Below are 12,460 nucleotides of genomic sequence, written 5' to 3'. Positions count from 1 at the left end.
GGTGAGTATTTTATTTTTTTGTTGTAATTTGTCGAGCGGGTGATTGTAGTTTCTAACCGGCATTTTTATGTATGGATGCACCTTTTCTAGTTTTCGTGTAAAATTAGGGGATAAAAATTTTTTATAAGGCAGGTACGAAAATGAAAACAGCTATTGTTACCGATAGTACAGCATATATACCGAAGCATATTCGTGATGAACTCAATATATATATGATTCCATTAAACGTTGTGTTTGGAACGGAATCTTATCAAGAAGAGGCTGAAGTTTCAGCGAATGATTTTTATGTAAAAGTACGTGAACAAGAAGATCTTCCGAAAACTTCGCAACCAGCAATTGGAAAGTTTTTAGAGCTATATGAAGAGTTATCTAAAGAATATGATGCAGTTATTAGCATTCACCTTTCCAGTGGAATTAGTGGTACATACCAAACAGCAACGACAGCTGGACAGATGGTAGATGGTATTGATGTATATACGTACGACTCTGAAATTAGTTGTGAAGTACAAGGATTTTACGTGCGTGAAGGGGCGAAATTAGTAAGTGAAGGGAAAGCCCCAGAAGAGATTATCGCTCGCTTTGATGAAATGAAGCAAACGATGGATGCTTATTTTGTAGTGGATGATTTACATCATTTACAACGTGGTGGAAGATTAAATAGCGCACAAGCTTTCATCGGTAGTTTGTTACAAGTAAAACCAGTATTATACTTTAGAGATAAAGTAATTATTCCATTCGAAAAAATTCGTACGCGTAAAAAAGCGTTAAAGCGTATCGTTGAAATCTTTGATGAGCAGGCAAATAAAGGTGTACCTATGGAAGCTGTTATTATTCATGCGAATCGTGAAGAGGAAGCTAATGAATGGAAACAAGAATTAGAAGAGATATATCCTCATGTTACAATTCGCACGAGTTATTTCGGAGCTGTAATTGGGACGCATTTAGGTGAAGGTGCGCTTGGTTTAGGTTGGTATACGAAATGATAAAGATATAAAAGCTCTCTTACTTGAAGAGGGTTTTTTTACGGATATTTTACGGGGATTTGACAAGTTAATATCTGGAAATGGTAAAATGTACGTAAAATTAAATAATGAGGAAAGTTTTATTACTTACTTTTTACAAGAAACTATCTTATAATAGAAGAGAGGTGAAACATATGGAGCATAATTCTTGTTTATGTCCAAAGTTTGAGTCAGCTTTTACAATGCTTAGTAAGAAATGGACTGGCTTAATTATTAAATCTTTGCTTGAAGAGCCGAAACGTTTCAGAGAAATCGCAGATATTATACCGAATATGAGCGATCGTATGTTGTCAGAACGTTTAAAGGAATTAGAAGGTGAAGGTATTGTAGTTCGTAGTGTTTACCCAGAAGTACCAGTTAGAATCGAGTACGGTTTAACTGATAAAGGGAAAGCGTTGGAAAGTGTTATGGATGAGGTCCAAAATTGGGCTGAGAAATGGATGAAGTAACGTTTCTATCTCGTTCATATTGGAGTATTTTCAAAACGTAAGGGATTCCCTTACGTTTTTTTCAATTCTATAAAAAACGGCATAAGGCTCTTGAAATTCTACATATATATACAAATTTAGATATACTTTGCTATAGAGATAAATGTAATATTACATTTATTTTACAAAACCGTAACATTAGCAAAAAAACTCCCGAATTATGGTATAAATTTTAATAGGTTATATACGGAAAACGAAAAAAGAAAGCGGTGTAAAAAATAAAATGAAAAAGCTAAAAATGGCATCTTGCGCACTAGTTGCAGGGTTAATGTTTTCAGGGCTAACACCAAATGTATTTGCAGAAGATAAAATTTCTGACGTGAAATCACAAATTAACACACAAAATGATACTTTACATAAACAACAACAAGAACGTGATGAATTACAAAAACAAATGAATGACTTAAACAAAACAATCCAAGGATTGGATAAGTCTGTTCAAGAGAACGCTTCAAAACTTGATGAAACAACAAAAAAAGTTTCTGATACTGAGCAATTAATTGAAAATAAAAATAAAGATATTGCAGAACTACAAACAAAGATTGCAAAACGTGAAGAGTTATTAAGAAAACGTTTAGTTGCACTACAAGAACAACCGAACACGAACATTGTAACAGAAGTTCTTGTAAACTCTAAAAACGTTGCAGATTTAGTTGATCGTTTAGCTTCTGTGTCTAAAATTATGGAATCTGACGAAGATATCATGAAAACACAACAAGAAGATCAAGTGAACGTGAAAAAAGATGTTGAGACAGTAAAAGAAAAACAAAAAGAATTAAAAGAAGCACAATCTCAAATTGAAACTGCTAAGAAAGAACTTGACGCTGAAAAAGAGAAAAAAGCAACAGCGGTAAACGATTTAAGTGGTAAAATGGATACAGTTGTAACTACAATGACAAGTACGGAAGGTCAATTGAAAGAGCTTGAACAACAGGCATTAAAATTACAACAAATCGCTGAAAAAGAAGCGCAAGAAAAAGCTGCACAAGAAGCTGCTGCTCAAAAACAAGCAGAACAAGCTGCTAAAGAAGCGCAAGCTCAACAAGCTGCGCCAGCACCAGCGCAAGCGCCTGCACAGCAAGCTGCTCCAGCGAACAATGCTGGACAAGCTCAAAAAGAAGAGCCTAAAAAAGAAGCACCTAAAAAAGAAAAGCCAGCACCAGCACCAGCACCAGCTTCAAATGCGGGTGGCGTAATTGGTAAAGCACAAAAATATTTAGGTATGCCATATGTTTGGGGAAGTGCATCTCCATCAAACGGTGGTTTTGACTGTAGTGGATTCATTTCTTACATTTATGGTGTAGGTCGTCAAGACGTTGCAGGTTACTGGAACTCAGTTTCTAGAGTAAGTAGCCCACAACCTGGAGATTTAGTATTCTTCCAAGGTACTTATAAAGCAGGTCCATCTCACATCGGTATTTACGTTGGTAACGACCAAATGATTCATGCTGGTGATAAAGGGATTGCTTACTCTAGCTTAAGCAGTAGCTACAACCAAAAACATTTCTTAGGTTACGGTCGATTATAGGATTTATAATTGAATAAAAAACGTGTATAAAGTCGATAGCTTACTATTTTATAAGTAGGTTATCGGCTTTTTTGTGTTTTTACGAGATAAAGAGAAGGATTTATAGTAGTGCTGGAGGTGGCTATTGATGATGTTAGCTGGTAGACAGTTATTGTTAGAAGAACTTTCTTCAGAGTTACAGGATAAATTGGATCATTTGAAAGAGAATCGAGACGTCGTTTGTGTACAAGGGGTAATTAAGAAATCTTCAAAATATATGTGCCAGCGCTGCGGAAATATAGAGCAGAGACTATTTGCATCGTTTCTATGCAAAAGGTGCAGTAAAGTATGCACCTTTTGCCGGAAGTGCATAACGATGGGCAGGGTAAGTGAATGTGCTGTACTTGTTCGCGGGATTGCTGAAATAAGCGGAGAAAATTATTTGAATCCGTTACAGTGGGAAGGTGTTTTGTCTGCTGGTCAGGAGTTAGCGGCGCAAAGTGTCGTTGACGCTGTTAAGCAGAAAGAATCATTTTTTATTTGGGCGGTGTGCGGGGCTGGAAAAACAGAAATGTTGTTTCGCGGAATTGCAGAGGCACTACAAAAGGGAGAGAGAGTTTGTATTGCAACGCCGAGAACGGACGTTGTACTTGAATTAGCACCAAGGTTACAAGAAGTGTTTCCAAATATAAATGTAGCTGCTTTATACGGAGGGAGTTTAGACCGAGAAAAAGATGCGGCGTTAATCGTTGCAACTACACATCAATTGTTACGTTATTATAGGGCGTTCCATGTCATGATTGTAGATGAGATAGATGCTTTTCCGTATCATGCGGATAAGATGTTGCATTATGCAGTAAACGAAGCGATGAAAGAGGAGGCAGCACGTATTTATTTAACTGCAACTCCAGATGAAAAGTGGAAGCGTAAATTGCGGAATGGTAAGCAAAAAGGGGTTATTATTTCAGGACGTTATCATCGTCATCCATTGCCAGTCCCGATATTTCGGTGGTGCGGAAATTGGAAAAAGGGTCTTATGCGTAAAAAAATTCCTCGTGCTTTATTACAATGGTTAAATATGTACTTATCTAAACGATACCCCATTTTTCTATTTGTTCCTCATGTGCGATATGTAGAAGAAATTAGTCAGTTATTAAAATCATTAAACAATCAAATTGACGGTGTGCATGCAGAAGATCCGGCGAGAAAAGAGAAGGTAGCAGCTTTCAGAAAGGGAGAAATCCCTTTATTAGTTACAACGACAATTTTGGAACGAGGAGTAACTGTGAAAAATTTACAAGTGGCAGTTTTAGGAGCTGAGGAAGAAATATTTTCAGAAAGTGCTCTCGTTCAAATTGCAGGGCGTGCTGGCAGAAGCTCTGATGAACCGAATGGAGATGTCATCTATTTTCATTATGGAAAGACAGAGGCGATGGTGCGTGCGAAAAAACATATTCAAAGTATGAATAAGAATGCTAAAGAACAAGGATTGATAGATTGATGCATTGTCTACTTTGTGATGAGTATATTTCATATGCGATTAGTTGGTACACTTTTTTTGTTAAGCTTCATAAAAAGTATATATGTGATAGATGTGAACAAAAACTTTCCTATATTATAGGGGATATTTGCAAGGAGTGTGGTCGGCCTTTAGAACTTGTACCAGCTGAATATAAAAACGGGGATATTTGCATGGATTGCATAAGGTGGACGAACGAGCAGAGGTTTCCACCGCTCATAAATCGTTCGTTGTATGTGTATGATGAAGGGATGAAAGAAATATTAGCACAGTTTAAATTTCGAGGAGATGCTGAATTAGTGCATATTTTTCATCAGCCTTTTCGAAGTCTTTTTCAAAAATATTTTGCGAATGTTTCAGTTGCCATTCCGGTCCCTCTTAGTGAAGAGCGGGAATACGAGCGTGGTTTTAATCAAGCGGAGTTACTAGCTTCTTGTTTGCCTATCAAAATGTTTTGTACATCATTAAGAAGAATAGAAACAGAAAAACAAAGTAAGAAGAAACGTAAAGAAAGGATATCGGGGGTTAATCCTTTTTATTTTCAGGGAGAAGAGATGTTTCATGAGCAACATGTTTTAATCGTGGATGATGTGTATACGACAGGAATTACTGTTAGGCAAATTGGAAGCCTTTTGTATGATCGAGGAGCGAGAGAAGTTTCTTGTTTGACGCTTTGTAGAGGTTAATATGTGAATGTCGAAAGGAATAATAAAAAGACGACAGATCTTCTTTGACTTACAGTCTTGTCATTCGTTATAGTCAAAATATGGGGCGGATGCCCTGATTTTAAGAGTGAAGGGAATGGAATGAACATGCAAGGACGAGTAAAGTGGTTCAATGCAGAAAAGGGATTTGGGTTTATTGAGCGTGAAGATGGTGATGATGTGTTTGTTCATTTTTCTGCTATTCAACAAGAGGGGTATAAGTCGTTAGAAGAAGGTCAACAAGTGGAGTTTGATATTGTTGATGGAGCACGTGGACCACAAGCGGCTAATGTTGTGAAACTGTAAAAATTAAGTTTTTGGAAAAGATAGAGCTGTATTTTTAGCAGCATTATATAGATGGTGAAAGCTCTTGCTCGTACCAAGGGCTTTTTTGTTGTGAGGAAGTTGTCAAAAAGTTGTTTCTTTTCTGTAACCAATTGTCCACAGTTACATTCGTTATTCACGATGTTAATAGGATAAAATAAAGATAGAAACGATGCATCTTTTCATTTCAACAAAAAACGATAAAAAAATCGCAATTCCACTAATTTTTTTAAAAAAGTTAGAAGGAGTTTTTAAGCCAATGTCGAAATTATAGTACATAGGCTTGAAAGGAGGAATTCATCTATGAAATTCAACATTCGTGGTGAAAATATTGAAGTAACTCCAGCATTAGGGGAATATGTAGAAAAAAAACTAAGTAAATTAGAGCGTTATTTTGATACATTCCCAGAGATTAAAGTTAATTTAAAGGTATACTCTGACAAGCAACGTATCGAGGTGACAATTCCATTTACAGATTTATTACTTCGTGCAGAAGAAACAAATAGCGATATGTACGCTGCGATTGATTTAGTAGTTGATAAAATTGAGCGACAAATTCGTAAACATAAAACAAAAGTAAACCGTAAATTACGTGAAAAGGGTTCTGTGAAAACTAACTTTATCCTTCCAGAAGCAGTAGCTGTTCTGGATGCGGTAGAAGAGGATGAATTAGAACTTGTACGTACAAAACGATTTGATTTAAAACCGATGGACGTTGAAGAAGCGATCTTACAAATGGATATGCTAGGACATAGTTTCTTCGTCTTCACAAATGCTGATACAAATGAAACTAATGTTGTATATGGCCGTAAAGACGGGAAATATGGTTTAATCGAAACTAAATAATAATTCGAAAGCGTAGCCGAATGAGGCTGCGCTTTTTTTATCCCGCTATTTGTGGGCAGTAAAACTCCCACCTCAAAATTCGGCCGGAGCAAAGAAGTTAGGTGGGGGCCCTGCTGCCCGTAAACGCCCGATTGGTGAGGGCTAATAATCAGTGGGGGATGAACAAAACCCCCACTGATTAAAGTTTCACTTTATATGTTTTTGCCTTCCTATCTTGTAATATTGATATAAATTTAAATGGCTTATTCGTAATGAAATTTAGAAGTCATGTTTTGTAACGGTCAATTGTATTACTATTCCAAAAGGATCTCGCACAATGGCATAACTCGGGCTGAAGGAGTTTTTTTCAAAAGGTGTTAAAATATAAACCTCATCATGTTGAATTAGATTGTGATAGAGTGCTTCAATGGTTTGGAAATCTTTAGATTGAATGCATAATGATGAGCTATTACTTAATTGCCAAGGGCGTGTGGAATCCACTGCCTGTTCTGCAATCATAATTTTATTAGTGCCAATTTGTAAAACAGAATGGGTAATATAATGTTCTTGGCTTTCTTTATACGTGAAATTCGGATCTATTTCTTTCATTTCTTTATAATTCTTTTTAAATAAAACTTTTGCGTCTAAATACTGTTCGTAAAATGCAATTGCTTTAGCACCTTGCCCATTTAATGATAAAAAAGGGATTACTTCAAAGTTCATTGTATTGCCTCCTTCATATATGTTTACACTTATTACTATACAAATATAAGGTGCCAACATACGACACCTATAGGGAGAATTTATGAAAAAAGTTGAACGTTTAAATCAGATGCTACGTTTTATTAATCAAAAACAAATATTCACACTGAAAGATTTAATGGATGAATTTCAAATTTCAAAAAGGACAGCTTTACGTGATATTGCATCATTAGAGGAAATGGGTGTCCCTCTTTTTGCAGAGTATGGTCGGTATGGAGGGTATCGTTTAATAAAAACGATGACATTACCACCGATTTCATTTACAAATCATGAAGTTTTTGCACTTTATTTTGCAATGCAAGCACTAAGTAGTTTTGTAAGTATTCCTTTTCAAATCTCGTTTCGTTCCATTAATAAGAAATTTTTAGATAGTGTTTCGTCAAAACAGCGTGAGCAAATTGAAAACTTGCAAAAAAGAGTGTCCTTTTTTCATTTGGAACAAGCACATGAATGTGGTTATCTAGAAGAGATTTTGTTAGCTGCTGTTCAAAATAGGGCTTTAACTATAAACTATGTAACGCCGAAACAAACGACAATGCGCCGTATTCAGCCGATTTCGATTTATGCAATGAAAGGTTATTGGTATTGCCAGGCTTACGATTTAGATAAATCGGCTTATCGAGTGTTTCGCTGTGATCGTATTCGGTCGTTAGAAATGGTAGGTGCTCAGGATAGTCTGGATTTGGAAAACATAAATATACATAACGCACATAGTCTTTGGAAGGCAACTGAACAAGCTATTCAATTTAAATGCTCAATTACTGCGAGGGGGATAGAGATATTCAAGCAACAACAATATCCTTCGATGAAATTATGGGAAGAACACGAAGATACATACTTAATAGGAACTTATGAGCCTGCTGAAATCAACTTTATCATCTCGTATCTAGCTAGTTTTGGTAAAACTATAAAAATAATTGAGCCATCTTCTTTAAAAGAGAACTTGAAAGAATACTACTTAGATTTAATACAAAATTTGTAATATGAATTTGAAATATTAGTTTGTTGGAACAAATTAAATGAAAAATTTTTCTGAATCTAAGGCTCGACATTTGGACGATTGTTGTCATAGTTACAAGACAAGTGTTACAATTATCATTAGGTTTATACATTTTAGGTTTTTTAATTAGGAGAAAAATTGGCATAACATAAATTTGATTTTTATAACGACTGATTGTAAAGAGAAAAAGAAAGCAATCGGAAGTTTTATTTTAATAAAAGAGGAGCGTATTTCCTATGATCGGTATTTTAAAAAAGGTATTTGATGTCAACCAACGCCAAATTAAACGTATGCAGAAGACAGTGGAGCAAATTGATGCATTAGAATCATCTATTAAGCCGCTAACTGATGAACAATTAAAAGGAAAGACGATTGAATTTAAAGAACGTCTAACAAAAGGTGAGACAGTAGATGATCTACTTCCTGAAGCTTTTGCGGTTGTTCGTGAAGCAGCAAATCGTGTTCTTGGAATGCGTCCATATGGCGTACAGCTAATGGGTGGTATCGCCTTACATGAAGGAAATATCTCTGAGATGAAAACAGGTGAAGGTAAAACGTTAACATCTACTTTACCTGTATATTTAAACGCATTAACAGGAAAAGGTGTTCACGTTGTTACAGTCAATGAATACTTAGCACAACGTGATGCAAATGAAATGGGACAACTTCATGAGTTCCTTGGCCTAACTGTAGGGATTAACTTAAATAGTATGTCACGTGAAGAGAAAAAAGCTGCTTATGCTGCTGATATTACGTATAGCACAAATAACGAGCTTGGATTCGATTACTTACGTGACAACATGGTGTTATATAGAGAGCAGTGCGTTCAGCGTCCACTTAATTTTGCTATCATCGATGAAGTCGATTCGATTTTAGTCGATGAAGCACGTACGCCGCTTATTATTTCTGGGCAAGCTCAAAAATCAACAGAGCTATACATGTTTGCAAATGCATTCGTTCGTACATTAGAAAATGAAAAAGAATATTCATTTGATGTGAAAACGAAAAATGTAATGTTAACTGAAGATGGTATTACGAAAGCAGAGAAAGCTTTCCATATTGAAAACTTATTTGATTTAAAACATGTAGCACTTCTTCACCATATTAATCAGGGGCTTCGTGCACATGTTGTTATGCACCTTGATACAGATTATGTTGTACAAGAAGGCGAAATCGTAATCGTAGACCAATTCACTGGTCGTCTTATGAAAGGTCGTCGTTATAGCGAAGGTTTACACCAAGCTATTGAAGCAAAAGAAGGCGTAGAAATTCAAAATGAAAGTATGACGCTTGCAACAATTACGTTCCAGAACTACTTCCGTATGTACGAAAAATTATCGGGTATGACTGGTACAGCGAAAACGGAAGAAGAAGAATTCCGTAGTATTTACAATATGAATGTTATCGTAATTCCAACGAATAAAGATATTATTCGTGATGACCGTGCTGATTTAATCTTCAAATCAATGGAAGGTAAATTCAATGCAGTTGTTGAGGATATTGTAAATCGTCATAAGCAAGGGCAACCTATTCTTGTTGGTACAGTTGCAATTGAAACATCAGAGCTTATTTCAAAAATGTTAACACGTAAAGGTGTACGTCATAATATCTTAAACGCAAAAAACCATGCGCGTGAAGCAGATATCATTGCAGAAGCTGGTATGAAAGGCGCTGTAACAATTGCAACGAATATGGCTGGTCGTGGTACGGATATTAAGTTAGGCGACGATATTAGAAATGTTGGCCTAGCAGTTATCGGTACAGAGCGTCACGAAAGTCGTCGTATTGATAATCAGTTACGTGGTCGTTCTGGTCGTCAAGGAGACCCTGGTGTAACACAGTTCTACTTATCAATGGAAGATGAACTAATGCGCCGCTTCGGTTCTGACAATATGAAAGCGATGATGGATCGCCTTGGTATGGATGATTCACAGCCAATCGAAAGTAAAATGGTTTCTCGTGCGGTAGAATCTGCACAAAAACGTGTAGAAGGAAATAACTATGATGCACGTAAACAGCTATTGCAATACGACGATGTACTCCGTCAACAACGTGAAGTAATTTATAAACAGCGTCAAGAAGTAATGGATTCAGAGAACTTACGCAGCATTATTGAAGGTATGATGAAATCTACGATAGAACGTGCTGTTGCACTTCATACGCAAGAAGAAATCGAAGAAGATTGGAGCATTAAAGGTCTTGTCGATTACTTAAATACAAACCTTCTTGAAGAAGGAGATGTAAAAGAAGAAGAGTTACGTCGCCTTGCTCCAGAAGAAATGAGCGAATCAATTATCGCGAAATTGTTAGAGCGTTATAATGAAAGAGAGAAGCTTCTACCTGAAGAGCAGACGCGTGAATTCGAAAAGGTTGTTGTATTCCGTGTTGTAGATACGAAATGGACAGATCATATCGATGCAATGGATCACCTTCGTGAAGGTATTCATTTACGTGCTTACGGACAAATTGATCCACTTCGTGAATACCAAATGGAAGGATTCGCAATGTTCGAGTCGATGATCGCTTCTATTGAAGAGGAAATCTCTCGTTACATTATGAAAGCTGAAATTGAGCAAAACTTAGAGCGTCAAGAAGTTGTTCAAGGTGAAGCTGTTCATCCATCAAGCGATGGTGAAGACGCGAAGAAAAAACCGGTTGTAAAAGGTGACCAAATGGGACGCAACGATTTATGTAAATGCGGTAGTGGCAAGAAATATAAAAACTGTTGTGGCATTGGGCAGTAATAGGGAACTGTAGTTCAGTCTGCTTTGCAAACTTTTGCATCAAAAATGTATAATGAAAAGGTTTAAACTCTCTCCGTAATAAGCGGAGAGAGTTTCCCTTGTTTTCATATGAAAGTAACAGCAATTACATAGAGGTGAAGGAAATGGAATTAGTAGAAATTAGGCAAGAATTAGAGAAAATGGCTAAGAGATTAGCGGCTTTTAGGGGGTCTCTTTGACCTCCCTACTAAGGAAAAACAAATTGCAGAATTAGAAGAAACGATGATGGGCGCTGGATTTTGGGATGACCAACAAGGCGCACAAGCTGTAATTAATGAAGCGAATGCGCTGAAAGATATGGTTGGAAGGTTCCGTCAGTTAGATGAGACGTTCGAAAACTTAGAAATGACGCATGACCTACTTAAAGAAGAGTATGATGAAGATTTACATGAGGAATTAGAATCTGAAGTGAAAACTTTAATTCAAGAAATGAATGAGTACGAGCTTCAGTTACTATTAAGCGATCCTTATGATAAAAATAACGCTATTTTAGAATTACACCCAGGTGCAGGTGGAACAGAGTCACAAGACTGGGGTTCTATGTTATTACGTATGTACACACGCTGGGCTGAGAAACGTGGGTTTAAAGTAGAAACGGTTGACTACTTACCGGGCGATGAAGCTGGTATTAAGAGTGTTACATTATTAATTAAAGGTCATAACGCTTACGGTTACTTGAAAGCGGAGAAAGGTGTACATCGTCTTGTACGTATTTCACCGTTCGATTCTTCAGGTCGTCGTCATACATCGTTCGTATCTTGTGAAGTTGTACCTGAATTCAATGATGAAGTTGAAATTGAAGTGCGTACAGAAGATTTGAAAATAGATACGTATCGTGCAAGTGGGGCAGGCGGACAGCATGTTAATACGACAGATTCAGCAGTTCGTATAACGCATCTACCAACAAATACGGTTGTGACATGTCAGTCAGAGCGTTCTCAAATTAAAAACCGTGAACATGCGATGAAAATGCTGAAAGCGAAATTATATCAAAAGAAATTAGAAGAACAACAAGCACAATTAGATGAGATTCGCGGAGAGCAAAAAGAAATTGGATGGGGCAGCCAAATCCGTTCTTACGTATTCCATCCGTATTCTCTTGTGAAAGACCATCGTACAAATACAGAAGTTGGTAACGTACAAGCAGTTATGGATGGGGAAATTAATCCGTTTATTGATGCGTATTTACGTTCTCGTATTTAATAAGAGAAAAAGCCAACAGAATTGTTGGCACATGTTGAGGTCCAAGAGGATATAAAGAGGCTTATCTTATTTATATTGATGAAATAAAGAGGAAGAGAAGTTGGAGGCGACAACTTCTCTTTTTGATGAGATTACATGTAGAATACAATGCCGTATATTGTTTTGTAAAAAGTAGAGAATAGTAAAACAGAGCGATAATAGGGTAGGGCTTTATATAGGGATTCTCATTTTTGGTTTGGAGAAAAAGGCTCTTTATAGAACTTTTTAAGGTGTTCACAGAATTGAAACAATTTATGAAAGCTTATTTTATTAGGCTTCTCACT

11 protein-coding genes are annotated in these 12,460 nt (G+C 36.5%); 10 read left to right on the top strand and 1 reads right to left on the bottom strand.

Features of this window, described 5'->3' with window-relative positions:
* The first annotated feature begins 140 nt into the window (after window positions 1-140).
* The 7 genes from MHB76_RS24655 (at window position 141) to hpf (ending at window position 6,410) form a co-directional block, all read left to right on the top strand.
* Window positions 141-983, top strand: coding sequence for a DegV family protein (locus tag MHB76_RS24655; RefSeq protein WP_002112883.1), 843 nt, complete (start codon window positions 141-143; stop codon window positions 981-983).
* A gap of 173 nt (window positions 984-1,156) precedes the next feature.
* The gene (locus MHB76_RS24650; RefSeq protein ID WP_002159869.1) at window positions 1,157-1,471 is read left to right on the top strand and encodes a winged helix-turn-helix transcriptional regulator; all 315 of its coding nucleotides are present in this window, start codon (window positions 1,157-1,159) and stop codon (window positions 1,469-1,471) included.
* Window positions 1,472-1,733: 262 nt separating this feature from the next.
* Entirely contained in the window at window positions 1,734-3,038 is a 1,305-nt protein-coding gene (locus MHB76_RS24645) for a C40 family peptidase (RefSeq protein ID WP_078173380.1), read from the top strand.
* A gap of 130 nt (window positions 3,039-3,168) precedes the next feature.
* Window positions 3,169-4,518, top strand: a complete 1,350-nt coding sequence (gene comFA / locus MHB76_RS24640; protein ID WP_139358320.1) for an ATP-dependent helicase ComFA — start codon at window positions 3,169-3,171, stop codon at window positions 4,516-4,518.
* A complete protein-coding gene (locus MHB76_RS24635) occupies window positions 4,518-5,222 on the top strand; it encodes a ComF family protein (RefSeq protein WP_002112877.1) in 705 nt (234 codons plus the stop codon). The genes comFA and MHB76_RS24635 overlap by 1 nt, the downstream gene beginning before the upstream one ends.
* A gap of 126 nt (window positions 5,223-5,348) precedes the next feature.
* On the top strand, window positions 5,349-5,546 hold the full coding sequence (gene cspC / locus MHB76_RS24630; protein ID WP_033710669.1) for a cold shock protein CspC: 198 nt from the start codon (window positions 5,349-5,351) through the stop codon (window positions 5,544-5,546).
* A gap of 321 nt (window positions 5,547-5,867) precedes the next feature.
* Window positions 5,868-6,410: a ribosome hibernation-promoting factor, HPF/YfiA family gene (gene hpf, locus MHB76_RS24625; RefSeq protein WP_002159874.1), complete on the top strand. Its 543-nt coding sequence runs from the start codon at window positions 5,868-5,870 to the stop codon at window positions 6,408-6,410.
* Window positions 6,411-6,668: 258 nt separating this feature from the next.
* Here hpf and MHB76_RS24620 read toward each other — a convergent pair whose 3' ends face one another.
* Entirely contained in the window at window positions 6,669-7,112 is a 444-nt protein-coding gene (locus MHB76_RS24620) for a VOC family protein (protein ID WP_078173382.1), read from the bottom strand.
* Between the two features lie 82 nt (window positions 7,113-7,194).
* Here MHB76_RS24620 and MHB76_RS24615 point away from each other — a divergent pair, with 82 nt between their 5' ends.
* The 3 genes from MHB76_RS24615 (at window position 7,195) to prfB (ending at window position 12,137) form a co-directional block, all read left to right on the top strand.
* Window positions 7,195-8,133: a helix-turn-helix transcriptional regulator gene (locus MHB76_RS24615; RefSeq protein WP_078173383.1), complete on the top strand. Its 939-nt coding sequence runs from the start codon at window positions 7,195-7,197 to the stop codon at window positions 8,131-8,133.
* 254 nt (window positions 8,134-8,387) lie between these two features.
* The gene (secA, locus tag MHB76_RS24610; protein WP_078173384.1) at window positions 8,388-10,895 is read left to right on the top strand and encodes a preprotein translocase subunit SecA; all 2,508 of its coding nucleotides are present in this window, start codon (window positions 8,388-8,390) and stop codon (window positions 10,893-10,895) included.
* Window positions 10,896-11,038: 143 nt separating this feature from the next.
* A protein-coding gene (prfB, locus tag MHB76_RS24605; RefSeq protein ID WP_098988193.1) for a peptide chain release factor 2 occupies window positions 11,039-12,137 on the top strand; the annotation gives its coding sequence in 2 pieces (ribosomal slippage) (window positions 11,039-11,110 and window positions 11,112-12,137; 1,098 coding nt in all).
* Window positions 12,138-12,460: the final 323 nt, after the last annotated feature.

The sequence above is a fragment of the Bacillus sp. FSL M7-1345 genome (genome assembly GCF_038006985.1).
Lineage (GTDB): Bacteria > Bacillota > Bacilli > Bacillales > Bacillaceae_G > Bacillus_A > Bacillus_A cereus_U.
The sequence above is the reverse complement of the archived record's forward strand: the minus strand, read 5'-3'. Positions and strand labels throughout refer to the sequence as shown.